13 protein-coding genes and 1 tRNA gene are annotated in these 16,022 nt (G+C 53.1%); 12 read left to right on the top strand and 2 right to left on the bottom strand.

The window, feature by feature from the left end:
- Positions 1–42: 42 nt before the first annotated feature.
- Positions 43–1,332 carry an NAD(P)/FAD-dependent oxidoreductase gene (locus LOC67_RS12065; RefSeq protein ID WP_230262856.1) on the bottom strand — a complete coding sequence of 430 codons (1,290 nt, stop codon included), beginning with the start codon at positions 1,330–1,332 and terminating at the stop codon, positions 43–45.
- A gap of 214 nt (positions 1,333–1,546) precedes the next feature.
- Between LOC67_RS12065 and LOC67_RS12060 the strand changes: the two genes are divergently transcribed.
- The 11 genes from LOC67_RS12060 to LOC67_RS12015 all read left to right on the top strand — a co-directional run bounded on the left by LOC67_RS12060 (position 1,547) and on the right by LOC67_RS12015 (position 13,390).
- On the top strand, positions 1,547–2,602 hold the full coding sequence (locus tag LOC67_RS12060) for an NAD-dependent epimerase/dehydratase family protein (protein WP_230262855.1): 1,056 nt from the start codon (positions 1,547–1,549) through the stop codon (positions 2,600–2,602).
- A 347-nt stretch (positions 2,603–2,949) separates the two neighbouring features.
- The gene (locus LOC67_RS12055) at positions 2,950–3,387 is read left to right on the top strand and encodes a hypothetical protein (RefSeq protein WP_230262854.1); all 438 of its coding nucleotides are present in this window, start codon (positions 2,950–2,952) and stop codon (positions 3,385–3,387) included.
- A 257-nt stretch (positions 3,388–3,644) separates the two neighbouring features.
- Positions 3,645–4,391 (top strand): DUF1080 domain-containing protein, encoded by a 747-nt coding sequence (locus tag LOC67_RS12050; protein ID WP_230262853.1) that lies wholly within the window; start codon positions 3,645–3,647, stop codon positions 4,389–4,391.
- Between the two features lie 153 nt (positions 4,392–4,544).
- Positions 4,545–5,210 (top strand): sigma-70 family RNA polymerase sigma factor, encoded by a 666-nt coding sequence (locus LOC67_RS12045; protein ID WP_230262852.1) that lies wholly within the window; start codon positions 4,545–4,547, stop codon positions 5,208–5,210.
- Between the two features lie 50 nt (positions 5,211–5,260).
- The gene (locus LOC67_RS12040; RefSeq protein ID WP_230263742.1) at positions 5,261–6,850 is read left to right on the top strand and encodes a serine/threonine-protein kinase; all 1,590 of its coding nucleotides are present in this window, start codon (positions 5,261–5,263) and stop codon (positions 6,848–6,850) included.
- 97 nt (positions 6,851–6,947) lie between these two features.
- Positions 6,948–7,021 (top strand) — tRNA-Pro (locus tag LOC67_RS12035).
- A 934-nt stretch (positions 7,022–7,955) separates the two neighbouring features.
- Positions 7,956–8,351, top strand: a complete 396-nt coding sequence (locus tag LOC67_RS12030; protein ID WP_230262851.1) for a GxxExxY protein — start codon at positions 7,956–7,958, stop codon at positions 8,349–8,351.
- 327 nt (positions 8,352–8,678) lie between these two features.
- The gene (locus tag LOC67_RS27730) at positions 8,679–8,909 is read left to right on the top strand and encodes a GxxExxY protein (protein ID WP_410001131.1); all 231 of its coding nucleotides are present in this window, start codon (positions 8,679–8,681) and stop codon (positions 8,907–8,909) included.
- Complete coding sequence (locus tag LOC67_RS27350; RefSeq protein ID WP_261366890.1) at positions 8,864–9,073, top strand: GxxExxY protein; 210 nt, start codon at positions 8,864–8,866, stop codon at positions 9,071–9,073. Before LOC67_RS27730 ends, LOC67_RS27350 begins: the two co-directional genes overlap by 46 nt.
- Before the next feature lie 258 nt (positions 9,074–9,331).
- Positions 9,332–9,805, top strand: coding sequence for a nuclear transport factor 2 family protein (locus LOC67_RS12020; protein ID WP_230262850.1), 474 nt, complete (start codon positions 9,332–9,334; stop codon positions 9,803–9,805).
- Between the two features lie 741 nt (positions 9,806–10,546).
- A complete protein-coding gene (locus tag LOC67_RS12015; RefSeq protein ID WP_230262849.1) occupies positions 10,547–13,390 on the top strand; it encodes a cell envelope integrity protein TolA in 2,844 nt (947 codons plus the stop codon).
- Between the two features lie 213 nt (positions 13,391–13,603).
- Here the strand turns inward: LOC67_RS12015 and LOC67_RS12010 are convergent, their stop codons facing one another.
- Positions 13,604–14,953, bottom strand: a complete 1,350-nt coding sequence (locus LOC67_RS12010; protein ID WP_230262848.1) for a hypothetical protein — start codon at positions 14,951–14,953, stop codon at positions 13,604–13,606.
- A gap of 447 nt (positions 14,954–15,400) precedes the next feature.
- On the opposite strand from LOC67_RS12010, the gene LOC67_RS12005 reads away from it, so the two are divergent.
- Positions 15,401–15,985 (top strand): ECF-type sigma factor, encoded by a 585-nt coding sequence (locus LOC67_RS12005; protein ID WP_230262847.1) that lies wholly within the window; start codon positions 15,401–15,403, stop codon positions 15,983–15,985.
- Positions 15,986–16,022: the final 37 nt, after the last annotated feature.

Raw genomic sequence — 16,022 nt, 5'->3', positions numbered from 1 at the left:
CCGGCGTCGTCAGGATTTCCCAGTTTGTCTCACATGAGCGTTCTAAAGCGTGTCAATCAGTCTCGTTGCAACTCGCATTCCACTATTGAGCGCCCCATGAATACTAGGCGTTTCGCGGTAGTCTCCACACACATAAACATGTGACGGACAGCCGTCGGTGATTTCGCAACCACGGACGCTTTTAACGACCGTTTTCAAGTCCATCCGCGGCAACGCATACGGTGTCCGATAGCTCCGAACGTATTGCCATCGATCAACTTGGTCTCCAAACCATGACTTTGCCTGTTTGAGCACCAACTCGCTGAGCAATTCGCATTCCTTATCGCGATCGCTTTCCGAAATACAAACGGAAACCAGGGCGCCGGCTCCGGAAACGTATTCGGGCGCGATATCACTCATCACCGTCAACGTTTGAATAACCCCCGACTCATCACCGCGAAGCATCAACATCTGGCTGTCCTGTGGCGACACCGGCGCCCGAAAATACAGATTGACCGCTTCGTTCCAGTCAGTCTTCAGAGCTTCGATCCCCAACAACCTTGATGCGGCGTCGCTTTCGGTTGCGATGACGAGGCTCTTGGCAACGATGGTTTCACCGTTGGACAGATGAATGTGGCTTGCATCACCCTGATGCTCGATTGACTTTACAGGTTGACGAAGCCGCACCGTTCCACGCGGTAGCGATTCTGCCAACTGCCGTGGGATGGCTGCCATGCCGTCGGCCGGCACCGCGATGTCCCCAGAGGCAAACATTCGAAAGACGAAATCAAACATCCGACGACTTGTCTCAAGCGACTCGTCAAGGAAAACGCCTCCCAAGAATGGCTTGAAAAACTCTGCCACCATCGGCTTGCTCAAACCGACTTCCTGCAAACGTTCGCTCGTCGTCACGTTGGGACGGCTGTAGATGTCATCCAAGCTGCCCTGGCGGCAATCAGACCGCAGCTTGCCAACCTTCAACTTGTCACCTAGCGTTCCGACCGGCGACAAGGCACTCGCGATTGCTTTGGTCGGGCGTCGCCATGGGTCCGCCAGCAGAACAAAACGTCCGTTCTTTCGTACCAACGCTCCAGGCCGAAAAGGTCTCAATCGCAGGTCGTCATAGTTCAACAGTTTTTGGCAACTTGGATACGCTGTCAGCAATACTTGGAAACCGTGGTCCAGTGTCAAACCATCAACATGATCGGTACGCACCCGCCCCCCCACACGGTCACTGGCCTCCAGCACCGTCACGGACTTGCCAGCGTCCGCAAGAGTTTTTGCGCAGGCCAATCCCGCCAAACCCGCCCCGATGATGACGATATCGGACGTTCCCTGTTCTGTGGTGGTCATGGTATATCCAGTCGAATCGATTGAATCAGAATCACCATGCGAAGGATTCTCAGGTCGTTTCGCTGGTGAACAATACATTACAGCCCCGACCGATCACTCTGGGGATCGCCGAGTTTCGTTGCGGTAATATTCAATCAAGTCAACTCATTCGATGTCGGCCGACGGACAGATCCAAGTGGCTCCCCTGATCGGTACGAACTAATAGAAAGTCAACATGCGAGTTATCGTTACAGGTTCAAGTGGATTGATCGGTTCGGCCGCGGTGCGGCATTGGGATGCGGCCGGCGACGAAGTCATCGGAATCGACAATGACATGCGTGCGACCTTCTTCGGCCCCGATGGTAGCACCCGCTGGAACCAATCAAGACTTGAAGACGAAACCAACAACTTTCGAACAGTCGCGATCGATATTCGCGATCGTGAAGCGATCCTTGATCTGTTCAAGAACGAGACACCTGATCTGATCATCCACTGTGCGGCTCAACCGTCACATGACAAAGCCGCCGCGATCCCGTTTCTTGATTTCGAAGTCAACGCGAACGGTACGTTGAACCTGCTCGAAGCGACCCGCCAGCACGCTCCCGAAGCGGTGTTCTGCCACATGAGCACCAACAAGGTTTACGGGGACGCGCCAAACGAACTTCCGCTTCAGGAATTAGATACCCGCTGGGAATACGCTCGCGAAGAAGACTTTGGCGGCATCAACGAATCCTGTCGTATCGACCAAACGATGCATTCGCTTTTCGGGGCCAGCAAGACTGCCGCGGATGTCTTGGCGCAGGAATACGGCAAGTACTTCGGGATCAAAACGGGCATCTTCCGTGGCGGTTGCTTGACCGGTGCCAGTCACAGCGGAGTCGAACTACACGGATTTTTAAGCTACCTGGTCCATGTCGCTGTTACCGGAAAGCCCTACACGATCTTCGGATATAAAGGCAAACAGGTTCGCGACCAAATCGAATGTAGCGACGTCGTAAAGGCCTTCGAAGCATTTTCAAAAAACCCGCGTCCGGGTGAGGTCTACAACATCGGCGGCGGACGTGAGAATGCGGCCAGCGTTCTGGAGTGCATCGCGATGATCGAAGAGATCGGCGGACACAAGATCGACTACACACTCGGCGATGAAAACCGCAAAGGAGATCACATCTGCTACATCAGTGATCTCAGCAAACTGCGCCGCGATTATCCCGAATGGGAAATCCGTGTTTCACTTCGCGACATCCTTACACAGATGATCGCCAGCGAAGAAGCCAAGCACGCCAACGTCTGATCGGTCGCAGCAGTCGTCTCTTAGCGTACTGCTAATGCTTCATTGTCCCCATCCACTCCGTGGATGGCGTTCTTCATTGCCAGCCAGCACTCCGTGGATGGCCTTCTTTATCGCCTCCTATCACTCCATCAAAGCAACGTCTTTCTTCTCAGGCTGACCTTCCCTCACAATTCTAACCGTTGAGGGCCTTCCGCCAGTCCGTTGGCGTTCATCTTTTCCGCAAGTTACGGTTGCTCATCAAAAGATCGTTTTGATCTCAGCAACGGTGGGGGGCGTCATTGATATTCGATGCGTTTACGCCGCTGGTGAAACCCACGCAACTTTGACTCGCAACTCAATCGAATGCCATGAGCACGATCCCGTCTAATCCCCATGTTGATCACCGCCCCCATGTCGATCACCGAACGGAACGCCGCCGTAAAAGTGCCGTCGAAGCGACGCATGCGAGATCAGAATCTTTAGTCGACCCGGTCGAATCACCAGCAGCGGAGCGTCGGCGAGAACCTCGCATTCCCCGTTCGCTCGAAATCATGGTGCAACCGGTCGAACAGAACGGATCACCCCTTGGAGACTCCTTTTTCGCGATCACTCGCGACATCAGCAAAGGCGGTCTGTCATACCTCAGCATGCGACAAGCCGACTTTCGATTCGCCGAGATCACCCTCACCGACGCCGTAACCCCCAAAATCATGTGCCGGGTTTGCAACACCGCGACCATCGACTGCGAAGGCCCCCAGCAGTTCTGCCTGACCAACATGCAGTTCCTTAACGAAACCAACGTATAGACAGCGATAAACGCAATCTGCCGAGCAGCCTCTCAATCCGCCCAGGCTCTTCCGAGAAGCCAAAATTTGTCTTCGGGGCGGACCGATTGGCGACTCATCGGACTCGGCATTGTGGGTTACAATGGTCGGCTTAGACGGCCGATCGCTGCACCGGAACCGAACAGCTGATGCGAATCAAAACCGGCCTGACGTCCGTCGAAATCGCCGCCTCGCGGATTCCCTTCAGCCTGCTCCCTCCGACCTGACGTGACCTCCCCATGCGTACGTTCCGATTTCTCAGCACTCAGCTTTTCTCCACAAGCTGCCTCACCGCACTCACCCTTTGCGGCGGCCTGATCGCCAACCAAGCTAGCGGCGAAGAATCTAAAAAGTCAGAAGCGTTGACCGAATCGGTCATAATCTTTAACGGCAAGGACCTTTCTGGTTGGAGCGGGCGTGAAGACTTGTGGTCGGTCGAAGATGGTCAAATCGTTGGCCGAACAACCTCTGAAAACCCGCTGACTTACAACACGTTTTTGATCTACGACGAACAGCAACCTGCCGACTTTGAATTGACCCTTCAATTCAAAATCAGCAACACCAACAGCGGCATCCAATACCGCAGCAAGGTCTTGGATCGCGAAAAGTTCATCGTCGGTGGCTATCAAGCTGACATCGATTTTGGCAACCGCTACGCCGGCATTCTCTATGAAGAAAAAGGCCGTGGTATCCTTGCCGAACGTGGGCAGTCGGTCACCATCGGCGAAGACGGAAAAAAAGCGGTCAAGAAGTACGCCGACGGCACAGAACTTGGCAACGGCATCCACCCAGGCCAATGGAACGACTACCGCATCGTAGCCAAAGGCAACCACCTGCAACACTTCATCAATGGCACGATGACCGCCGAAGTCATCGACAACCAATCCGAAAAAGCTGCCAAAAACGGTGTGATCGCATTCCAGCTTCACGTCGGTGACGCGATGGAAATGCGATTCAAGAATATCGTTTTGCATCCCGCTAAATAGTCGCTGCCACATACGCAGCGTTACTTGGTCGACCAACCAAAATCTGCGACTCTGCTCTTCGCCTCGATTTCCAGGCGAAGAGCACCAGCCAATCAGCTCTCCCCCATCACAGACCACTTTTCGCCACACTACAGTCTCAGGAAGGAGAGTTGAATGACGAAGTCGATTTGGGCTGGTGACGATCAAACCGAAACACTGCTGGGTGCCGCCAAAGAAGGCGACGCCGACGCGGTGAATCAATTGCTTGAGAAACACCGCGCACCGATCCGTCGACTCGTCGAACTTCGACTCGACCGCAAAGTCCAACAGCGTGTTGATGTCAGTGATGTCGTTCAAGATGTGATGATCGAAGCCAGTGGGCGGCTGGACAAATACCTCTCCGATCCATCGATGGCATTCCACCTCTGGCTCCGTCAGATCGCTTGGGACCGCATCATCGATACCTATCGTCGGCACCGCGTTAGCGCCAAACGAAACATGGATCGCGAGCAGCCGATGGCGGTCGCCTCCAGCCCCGATCAGTCGACATTGGAACTGGCCGTTCAAGTCTGCGACCCGGCACTCACCCCCGCCGCCGCAGCAACACAGCGTGAGATCGCGACCAAGGTCGAAGAAGCGATCACCAAAATGAACGAGCAGGATCAAGAGATCATCGTGATGCGGCACTACGAGCACCTTTCCAATTTGGAAATCGCCGAGGCGCTAGGACTCAACGCAGCCGCCGCCAGCATGCGATACCTTCGCGCCGTTCGGCGGCTCCGCGAGATGCTTCAAACGATCGATGATCCCTCTTCGCAAAACGACGAGCCGATTTCGTGAGCACGTTGTCCGAGCGTGACGAGCAGCGGCTCGCCGACTTGCTCGCCGAGATGACCGACACGATTTGCCGTGGCGAACCGGTCGATTTCGACTCGACTTGCCAACAGCACCCCGACTTGGCCGATGAACTCCGTAAACTTTGGGGCGCCGTCCTGATCACGGACACCGCTGGTGCCAGCTCCGATGAACTCTCGCCGCCAAAACCGGACGGCCAACCGCGTTATGCCCGTTTGCAATTGCCGACGACGATCGGCGATTACGAGTTGCTCGAAGAGATCGGGCGGGGCGGGATGGGGGTGGTCTTCAGGGCTCGGCAGCTAAGCTTAGAACGTGAAGTCGCAGTCAAGATGATCTTGCGCGGTCGCTTGGCGAGTGATGCCGACTTGCAGCGTTTCATGGCCGAAGCGGCCGCGACGGCTAAGCTAGAACACCCGGGCATCGTCCCCGTCTATGACGTCGGCGACTTCGAAGGCCGTCCGTTTTTCAGCATGAAGTACATCGCGGGCGAGACACTTGCCGAGCGTGTTGCGCGTGGTCCCATGCCCCAGCGTGAGGCGGCTGAACTGGTGTCACAAATCGCTCGGGCGGTGCAGTTCGCTCATGAACACGGCGTTGTTCACCGCGATCTCAAACCCAGCAACATTCTGATCTCCAAAGACGGCAGCGTTCTTGTGACCGACTTTGGTTTGGCCAAAGAGGTCCGTGCAAACGTTGACCTTACCCGCAGCGGAATGATGGTCGGAACACCGGCGTACATGTCACCCGAACAAGCCGGTGGTCGACGCGAACTGCTCAGTCCCGCGACCGACATTTACAGCCTCGGCGCGATCCTTTACTACGCTTTGACTGGCCGGCCACCCTTCATTGCCGAGACGCCTGTTGAACTGGTGATGTTGGTCATCGAACAAGACCCCAGCCCACCGCGGGCACTGCGCCCGGGACTCGATCGTGATCTGGAAATGATCGTTGTCCGTTGTTTGCAAAAGCCCGTTGACCTGCGATATGCGAGTGCCGGAGACTTGGCGAGTGACCTTGATGCGTTTCTTGCCGACGAAGTGGTCTCCGCAAGAAGTGGTCGCTTCAACCAAGTCGTCGCACGGATCTTCCGCGAGACTCATCATGCTGCCGTGTTGGAGAACTGGGGCTTGCTGTGGATGTGGCATTCGCTGGTACTGTTTGTTGCCTGCTATTTGACTTGGCAACTGGAGTACTTAGGTGTCGAATCGCGGATGGTCTACATGGGGCTATGGACGATCGGACTGGGCGCATGGGCGAGTGTCTTTTGGAAGCTTCGACAGCGAATGGGGCCAGTCACGTTTATCGAACGTCAGGTCGCCCATGTTTGGGGCAGCAGCATGATTGCGATCGGGGCGTTGTTTCCGATCGAAAGCTTATTGAACTTGCCGGTGTTAAAACTAAGTCCGCTCTTGGGGGTCATTAGCGGAATGGTTTTCGTGGTGAAGGCGGGTATATTGACCGGTCGTTTTTATATCCAAGCGATCGCGTTGTTCACCGCAGCGATTTTGATGTCGATCGCACCGCAGTGGGGTCATTTGTTGTTCGGTGGGATCGCCGGTTTATGTTTCTTCGTTCCCGGCTATCACTTCCACCGCCGCAAGAAAGCGGCCAGCAAACGCTAGCGGCAAGAATCAATAAATCTGTCGTCCGGCATCTTTCCCAGCGATCGACGCACTAGTTAGAATACGGGCGTTGGCAAACAAGCCAGAAACAAACAATCGGGGCGTGGCTCAGCCTGGTAGAGCGCTGCGTTCGGGACGCAGAGGTCGCAAGTTCAAATCTTGTCGCCCCGACTTCTCAAGCTGTAGTGGATCTTGTCAAAGATCCTCCTTCAACTACCTTGTCCATCAGCCGCAGAGCGCTAGCTCGCGGTTATCCATGGGCATGGTTTCTCAACCGTGAGGTTTCTCGACCTCGGACACCAAGGGATGTTTAACAACATCCACTACGTGTCGACGCAAACCCTCTTCTCCATCAGCCGCAGAGCGATAGCTCACGGTTATCCCTGGCCATTGTTTCTCAGCCGAACGATTCCCAGACCATGGGTACGCCTGGGTAACTCGATGTCGCTCTGGCAATCCAGTCCCTCGCATTCGCCGCTAGACCAACTTTCCATAGTCGCCTTCCGTCATGCCTCAATCGGTTTGCGTTTCCATTTTCAGACAGCGGCACGAAACAGGTGCGAGCCCATAGTCATTCCTGGCTCGACACCAGCACAGCGGCAATATTGAAATTGAAGAATCAGCGATAGCCAATCGTATCGGACCGACAGGTCAACATCGCCAAGACTATGCACTGTGTTCGGTGTATCAGCATAGCGGGGCTGCTTGTGAACTTCGGCGCAGCAACGCTCCAGGTTAAGAAATACTTGATGACCGTCAGCGAGTATGGAAGCTAATGTTTTTTTGTGGCTTTTCGTGTTTTTTGTGGCAGCCAAAATTCGCTTCGGCCCCCGAAGTGGACCGACAAGTAGAGTTCGCCAGGCCCGGACACTCTGTGCAGGCATCCAAGTTGAATGAATCTACTTTGCATGATCCACTGCAATGCTCTGGTAGCTAACTCAGGATATCCGCTCGCCGCGCTCCGCTTATCTTGTTTTCAGCAGTTCACAGCTGAGCATTGCTCCGCATCTGAACGAATCACTCCGATTGCTTTTGGTGCGTCGCTGGAATTCAATAGCGAACCTGGACATCGCTTGCCACAAAAAGCACAAAAGGGCACAAAAAAATGAAGTGGGATCACATCAACCAGCTTTGCGACGTCGTGAGAGAAACAAGTTTTGCGATCCATAAGTACCATCGAAATGGGCATCTAGAAAAGGTCTACGAGAATGCCTTGGCGCATCGCCTCAGGAAGCTGGATTTTGATGTCAAACAACAGCATCCACTGACCGTATACGATGAAGATGGAACCATACTCGGAGAATACTTCGCGGATTTGCTTGTTGAAGGATGCTTGATTGTCGAGCTGAAGGCGTGCAAATCGGTCGCGGACGAACACATTGCACAACTTCTTGGATATCTAAAATCATCACGAATTGAAACAGGGCTGCTTGTGAACTTCGGCGCAGCGAAGCTCCAAGTCAAGAAATACTTGATGACCGTAAGCGAGCCTGGAAGCTGATCTATTTTTGCGGCTTTTCGTGTTTTTTGTGGCATCCAAAGTTCGCTTCGGCTCCGAAGTGAACCGACCAGTAGACTTCGACAAGCCCGGATACTCTGTGCTGGCTTCCAAGCTCAACGAATCTACATTGCATGATCCGCTGCACTGCTCTGGTAGCCAACTCAGGATATCCGCTCACCGCGGTCCGCTTATATTGCTTTCACCAGTTCACAGCTGAGCATTGTTCCGCATCTCAGCGTATCACTCCGATTGCTTTCGGTGCGTCCCTGGAATTCAATAGCGAACCTGGACATCGCTTGCCACAAAAAGCACAAAAGGGCACAAAAAATGAAGTGGGATCACATCAACCAGCTTTGCGACGTCGTGAGAGACACAAGTTTTGCGATCCATAAGTACCATCGAAATGGGCATCTGGAAAAGGTCTACGAGAATGCCTTGGCGCATCGACTCAGGAAACTGGAGCTTGATGTCAAACAACAGCATCCACTGACCGTATACGATGAGGATTGTCCATGCTCGGAGAATACTTCGCGGATTTGCTTGTTGAAGGATGCTTGATTGTCGAGCTGAAGGCGTGCGAATCGGTAGCGGACGAACACATTGCACAACTTCTTGGATATCTAAAATCATCACGCATCGAAACGGGGCTGCTTGTGAATTTCGACGCAGCAACGCTCCAGGTCAAGAAATACTTGATGACCGTCAGCGAGTATGGAAGCTAATGTGTTTTTGTGGCTTTTCGTGTTTTTTGTGGCAGCCAAAGTTCGCTTGGCACTGAAGTGGACCGACCAGTAGACTTCGCAGGCCGATGCAACCGACCTATGTTCAAGCTCTTCGTTTTCCGTTCGGTATCATTACGCTGCATGCACGTGACTGGAACATCGTCCGATCACTACTGGTGTATCATGTGATCGCGGCACCGGTAAATTTCCTCCTAGTCACCGAGCGCACATCGCCCATTTTTCAGCACGACAATATCAATGAACGACTCCAAGCATGCTGATTTCATTTCTGATATTCGCGTTCGATTCGAGAAAGGCGATGATGCTGTCGAAGGCAAATTGGCTGAACGCCGCAATACGGAATTGGTGCAAGCGATCTATTGTGCAATTTCGACCGGAGACATCGAGGCTTTTCGCAATGCACTTTCAACTGAAATCGAGTTTGAGATTATCGGTCCTACTGCAATCCCATTTTCCGGCAAAGCGAAAGGTCCAAATGATGTTGTCGCGCTAGTCGGCAAGAACTTTGGCCAAATCGAATCTCAACTTCCGGAGGTGCAGGATGTTGTGGCTCAAGGAGATACTGTCGTTGTGAATGCTCGCGAGCATGGTCGCCTACGTGATGCGGCAAGCGACTACGTTATCGATTGGGTGCAGCGGTTTCGATTTAGCGACGAGAAGCTAGTGTTCTTCAAACAGGTCTATTCGAGAGCCAATTCTCCAGACGGCTAGGCTCGCCGGTCGATGATTAAGCAGGCGTATCGGCATGGGTTTGCTCGCACCGCTCAGAACATTCCGTCTTGGCGATACCCGCTGCGATGCCTGTTCAACAATCAGATGCCGGCCAGCTCAACGATTCGCCAACGGGCTGTGTGTGGTACCGACCATGGCGTCTGTCGGTTTCGACCATGAAGTGAAATCGTTGTGTCGAAATCGCGTGGGCGGGCACAGGCGGTCAAGATTGCGATCGAGGGATGGGAATAGTTCGCTGCTGCGGGCTTCGATGACTCAACGATTCGAACGGAGGCGATACGTGGCTGGAACATGCCAATACAGCGGTGGGCCAATAGTTTGTCGCGACTGGACAAAATCGGCATTCCATCGCGGCCACGCAAAGAGATTGACGGCGATGCGGAGCACAGCGCAGTCCTTCCACCTCTCACGGCGGCGAGCCAATTTAGGAGCTTCCAGAGTTGGCGACGCATGTCGCATGTTTGCGTAGTGGATCTTGTTAAAGATCCTCGGGTATGAAGAGCCGACACTGAAGGGATCTTTAACAAGATCCACTACGGTTCGAACTGATCCAACTTCTTATCAGCCGCAGAGCGTTAGCTCCCGGTTATCTTCTGGGATGACATATGATCGCTTAGCAGATGGTGGAACTGTGCTGAGCTACTTCAAACAAGATCCACGACGGCAAGTGCATTCGTCTATACTCTGATCTCCTTATCTGCTTCGCGTGGGAGAAGACGAATGTATTGCCGGAAATTATTGGTTGCCAGCGTGCTGCTTCTCGGCTGGGCATGTAGCTATTCAGATCTGCAAGCCGCATCACCAGTGACACTTGCCGTTGACGCGGTTGACTGGGCCGTCCATGAAAAAACTGGCCGCGTGTTTGCAACCCTGAAGGATCAAAACAAAGTCTTTGAGTATTCACCACAGGCTGAACAAGTCCGTGAGTTTCCCGTCGGGACGAATCCAACCGAACTGATCATCAAGCGAAACCTGCTGGTCGTGGGATGCACCAAGTCGCCGTCTCTGCATCTAATCGACCTCGATACGAACAAAACACTCGGGTCAGTCGCTTTGCAAGGCAATGGACCGTACGCGTTGTTTTGTTCGCAAAATGATAATTCCTATGTCTATGCGATCTGCAACACCGGATCAGCGTGGTGGGACGGTGAGGTTTTCCAAATCGACACCCAGTCGCTACAGATCCGTAATCGCGTGAAAGTTCAACGCTGGGGACAATCGCACCCGACCCACGTCGCGATGAGTCCCGATGGACATTGGATCGTCCCCGACGCTCGTGGAAAATCGTCGCCCAGTGGTGCCGACTTAATGAAGGTCGACGAAGAAAAATGCACGTTCACACAGGTGCGTGACTATCACAAGAGCTATGGCCAAGTCACTGCCGGCCCGTTGAACCGCTACTGGACCCTGGGCAACCTACTTTACACACTCGACCTGACCAAGCAGGTACGCTCCTTTCGCGGCAGCCCAGCCAAGATTCACCCGTCGTTCGACCTTGTCGCTTCGTTCAAAAGCGACCATCTTTATCTCGATCGTTTCAGCGATGCGTCCCCAATCGCATCGATTGCGCTCGACAAATCGCAACAGAGTAAAGGAACTTCGTTAACCATCGGCTTTGACCTGAAGAATGATTTGGTTTTTCTCGGTACAAGTGAATCGGCAAACTGGATCGATCTTGGCGACCACTCTGATGTGCTGCAGCCATTGCGAATGCTTCGCCTCCCAAGCAGCGTGACTTGCTTGGTCGATCAACCGATGCAGGTCGATGTCACGCTGTCCAATTCGAAATCCGATTCGGCAACTAATATCAACATTGCCGATGGCCCTGAAACGGCAAGATTCGAGACTGGAACGATACGCTGGACTCCAACGGCCGACGATGTCGGTGTCAAATCGATTCGTGTCGAGGCCAAGCAAGCCGATGGCAAACTGATTGATGCGGCCAGCATTGAAGTTCGCGTGACGCTACCGACGCTTGAGCTTGGGTGTACGGCAAAATCAATGGAATTGTCGCCAGACGGAAAGCACTTGATTGTGTGGGGACCGACTGCGGGTCAGCCCAACCGCCATCCATTGCAACCTGGGCCTGACGAACTAACCGTCATCGATGTGGAAAACCTCGTCACGGTTGTCAATAAAACGCTTCCTCAAGGCATTCGCTGTGCAACGATCGATGATCAATGGGTTTACCTTTCGCCCAACTCTGGAAATCTGTTTTATCGGCTAAGTCATGAACTGAAGGCTAGCAAACGACAGTTTCTAAAGTCGACGCCCAAGCAATTGACCAAGATCGCTCCCGAGCGGATCGCAGTCATAGGCGAACAGCTTGAGGTGTTCCAAACAGATCCGCTGCAACTAGTGAAGTGGCCTTCACCCCCTGGCCCATTCCAGCGCCTTCAACCACCGATTGCCTTGACTAGCGCTGACACGATCCAAGTTGGTGATCGTGTGATTGACTTCGAATCTGGGACGCTTGTCCGATGCCTGGGAAGCTCGCTACCGAGTATCGCCGCAAACTCCAATCAATCATTTAGACTCATGCAAGCTCGAAACCAGGGCATCAAACGGTGGGGGCGAATGATTCAGGGCAATGCGTTGGTGAACAACGCTGGCAGCCGAATCTCACAGTGGCAAACTCAGCGATACACCACATTGTCAGAACAGCTTCCAGCTGTCGTCTCCATCCGAGCGGAACAAAACAAAGTCGATCGAACCATCGAGACCTGGCTTGAACTGAGCAGCTTGATTGATGGGACGGTCGTCCATTCCGCGATGATTTCCGCGAAGCCAGTTCAATCGGGCAACCCAAATTTCTACGGACAGCAAAACCGTTTGATAGTCCAACCCGATCGCATCTTCATATTGCTGGACAACGAACTGATTGTTGCGAAGCTAGCGAAGTCCACCACCGAAAAGCTGATTGCACCGATCCACTTTAGCGAACGCCAACCGACCGAAATTTCCGTCGGTGGCAATCGAAAGGTTCAACTTGGAGTCGGCAACCCCGGCAACGAGGGAACCTTTAGCCTGATTACCGAATTCGAAGGCATCGACATCGATCCCAAGAACGGTGAGCTATCAATTCAAACCACCACGATCTGGGACAACCTCGTTGCGAAGCTCGCCACCGCCCCGGTGAGGCCGACAGGTCCCAACAACAACGATCCGCTCGATGCATCCGTAAATGCCGCTGAATACAAGCGTTTGACAGGGAAATCGTTGCCAGCGGGACAGCTCGCAGCTCAGCTGCCCATTTCCGCTGTCGTCAGAGATTCCGAAGGACAGGAAGATGCGACGCAGTTTTCATTGATCGTCCTTGGACCTCGCAAACCGCTCGATGATCAACGACAGCAGCTAGTTGCTCAAGCCGCTGCGCGTAAAGAAGAAGCACAGCGACAACAAGCTCTGCGAATGGCAGAAGCTCAAATGGCACAAGCTCAATCGCGAGCTGCAAAAACGGAGACAAAGCCAACGGACGAACGTCTCGATCAGCTCGAAACTCGCCTTCGCCGAATTGAAGCCGCTCTCGATTCGATCCTAAAGCGACTAGACAAAGAAGACTAGATGTCTGTCGTTCCGCTCTTGCGTAGTAGATCTTGTTAAAGATCCTTGGGTATGAAGAGTCGACACTGAAGGGATCTTTAACAAGATCCAAAACGACTCCTTTTCCATGTGGATGCATTGGAGCCGCATGGCGATGGAACGGATACGAGGAAGCGGGATTTTACTGCCCGCGACTCCTCGGTTCTCATATCTTTGGTGTTCTATTGCTTCCGCTCAGTTGCTGAGCACTGGAACTAGCAGGATCGGCTTGGAAGATATCGCTGTGTAGGGACCGCGTTCAACCTCAGCGTATCCGAATATGATCGGAAGATCATTGGCGGGATCAGAATCCGACCCAACATCAATGCGGTCAGTAATCGATCGAAATTCGGTCGTTGTTTCGGCAGCCTCCCAATTAATTTCGGGGGCACTGGTGAAGTCGATAGAATCAACGATATCGATATAGGAATCGCTCCCGTCGATGCTCAAGACTTCTCGCCCGTTGAATATTAGATTGGCGAAGTAGTCGAGCTGATTATTTAGTTTGCTTGGATACTGCAACCCCAACGAATCGGCCTGCACTTGGTTTGTAAATTTGAAGAACGATTCTTGGACCACTGTTGTAGTTCGCTTTCCCTTGGTCGTTGTCGTCGTTGCGATCTGACGTCCCAGGAACTCACCATAGGAATTGGTCCCACTGAAGGGCCCGACAAACCGGTAGTCTGTGCCTGCTTCACTGTATTCTGACAGAACAACTTCGCCAGCGCCGGGATTGATCAGGTTCACTCGAACGGGATACGACAACAAATTTCTGGTCGTTGCGTCGGCAGCGTTTCCGACAACAAACAAATCGCCGCCTGCGAGGCGATCAGATATTCCGACTCCGCGGAATCCAGATAGCGGATCGATGGCCTCAAGCGACCAAGTCGAGTTCGCCTCGTCAAAGAAAGCCACATAGGTAGTCCATTCGCGGATACCATTCTCGATCTGCCTTGAAACGATCAACAGGTCATTCGAATTGTTAATTCCCATTGGTTCGGCGTATTCATCCGTTTCGTCGTAGACGACCGATGGCAGGGGGACCAAGCTGAATTCAAACCCCGCACTCGTATTCACTACTCCTGTCAGCACCTCGTTTGCAGGGTCGGAGAATCGAAGACTTGGATCACTGACACATACAACCGCAATGTTACCCAACTCATTGATCCCGTTGGCGGCACGAATGGCGAAGCCATCTGGGACGTTCTGGGTGATCACGTTCAGGTCGATCGAATGGCTCGCGTCAACTTGCGGATCGTAGAAAAATGCCGAGTGAGCGCCGGCTGAAGTTGTGTAGCTTCCGGCAATTTGTAGTCGATTGTTGATAACGCCCCCATAGCTGTTCGCTGGCCCCGCATACCCCAGCGGATCGGGAAGCGAGAACGTTATTGGCTGGAACATGACAGTTGGAGATGTGTCTCCGCTGCCACCATCGCCTTTTCCCTTTCCGTTTTTGCCAGCATGAAGCTGCTGTACCGTAAGAAGCCCCGCAACGAAAACTGAGTGAATAGCGATTTGTTTTAGTACATTTGTCAGGTCAAGCATCTCAGCCTCGATATTTAGACAGGAGCTGGGGTAAATACAGGGAAAACGATTGCTTGGCACTTGCGCAAGGATTCAAGTCGTCCTCGACCCGGCCTTTGGCGTTAGTGCGTCGCCGATGAGCATAATGACGGTCGAATAACCACTTCCTTGTTCGCCAGTCAATGCATGCCGAAAGTACATGCGAGACTTCTCCGAGCGTTTTCCAGACGATGTTGACATTTTTAGCAAACTCGTTTTTCGGAAGAGCAGGCCGGATGCTGGCGGTGCATTCTGATGCAGCTTGGGCTTTGCACTTGGGCGAGAAAGCTCCATGGACTAGCGACACTTCGTCTGATGCTGATACTGCTTGAAGACCGGTGTAGACTGCTAGACTACATCCAGTCTGAACCGATGAACTTGTTAATTCTTTGTGGTACTACAACTTCACCTGGGATTCCAGGAGACCCGATGAGCGCTGACGAGATTACGCAGATTCTTGAGAAAGCTTCTGACCAAAACGAAAACGTCCTCGATCAACTATTTCCGCTGGTCTACGAAGAACTGCGCCACGTGGCGCAGAATATGATGCGGCGTGAGCGACCGGGACACTCACTTCAAGCGACCGCTTTGGTCCACGAAACATTCATGCGGTTGATGAGTCAGAAGAACACTGCCACTTGGGAAGGCAGACGCCATTTTTTTGCGGCGGCGGCGGAGTCCATGCGGCGCATACTGATAGAGAATGCCAGGCAAAAGGCGGGCAAGAAGCGGGGTGGGCATTTAAAACGCGAAGAGTTTGAACTGACGATCGAGAACTCGACAACAGGTGCGGCTATGGACCCCGCATGGCTGATCGAGTTTGACGATTCGTTGAGTTCTCTTGAGAAAGTAGATTCGACATCAGCTCAACTGATCAAGATGAAGGTCTTTGCTGGTCTCTCTGTCACCGAAACTGCTGAGCTTGTAGGCATCTCCAAATCCAAAGCTTACGCTCACTGGGCCTTCGCCCGCGCGATGGTCGCGGACGCCTTCGATATTGATAAAGGCGAATAGTCGAGCAACTTTCAGAAAAGTCACTGGGAATTTGGAT

Origin of the sequence: Stieleria sp. JC731, from assembly GCF_020966635.1 — a bacterium.
In the GTDB taxonomy this organism is placed as follows: Bacteria; Planctomycetota; Planctomycetia; order Pirellulales; family Pirellulaceae; genus Stieleria.
The sequence above is the reverse complement of the archived record's forward strand: the minus strand, read 5'-3'. Positions and strand labels throughout refer to the sequence as shown.

Bases quoted from the DNA above. Each gene is read 5' to 3' on its own strand.
- LOC67_RS12010 (WP_230262848.1), bottom strand. From the start codon at position 14,953: ATGCTTGACCTGACAAATGTACTAAAACAAATCGCTATTCACTCAGTT.
- LOC67_RS27350 (WP_261366890.1), top strand. From the start codon at position 8,864: ATGCTCGGAGAATACTTCGCGGATTTGCTTGTTGAAGGATGCTTGATT.
- LOC67_RS12060 (WP_230262855.1), top strand. From the start codon at position 1,547: ATGCGAGTTATCGTTACAGGTTCAAGTGGATTGATCGGTTCGGCCGCG.
- LOC67_RS12055 (WP_230262854.1), top strand. From the start codon at position 2,950: ATGAGCACGATCCCGTCTAATCCCCATGTTGATCACCGCCCCCATGTC.
- LOC67_RS12040 (WP_230263742.1), top strand. From the start codon at position 5,261: ATGACCGACACGATTTGCCGTGGCGAACCGGTCGATTTCGACTCGACT.
- LOC67_RS12015 (WP_230262849.1), top strand. From the start codon at position 10,547: ATGTATTGCCGGAAATTATTGGTTGCCAGCGTGCTGCTTCTCGGCTGG.
- LOC67_RS12005 (WP_230262847.1), top strand. From the start codon at position 15,401: ATGAGCGCTGACGAGATTACGCAGATTCTTGAGAAAGCTTCTGACCAA.
- LOC67_RS12020 (WP_230262850.1), top strand. From the start codon at position 9,332: ATGAACGACTCCAAGCATGCTGATTTCATTTCTGATATTCGCGTTCGA.
- LOC67_RS12045 (WP_230262852.1), top strand. From the start codon at position 4,545: ATGACGAAGTCGATTTGGGCTGGTGACGATCAAACCGAAACACTGCTG.
- LOC67_RS12065 (WP_230262856.1), bottom strand. From the start codon at position 1,332: ATGACCACCACAGAACAGGGAACGTCCGATATCGTCATCATCGGGGCG.
- LOC67_RS27730 (WP_410001131.1), top strand. From the start codon at position 8,679: ATGAAGTGGGATCACATCAACCAGCTTTGCGACGTCGTGAGAGACACA.
- LOC67_RS12050 (WP_230262853.1), top strand. From the start codon at position 3,645: ATGCGTACGTTCCGATTTCTCAGCACTCAGCTTTTCTCCACAAGCTGC.
- LOC67_RS12030 (WP_230262851.1), top strand. From the start codon at position 7,956: ATGAAGTGGGATCACATCAACCAGCTTTGCGACGTCGTGAGAGAAACA.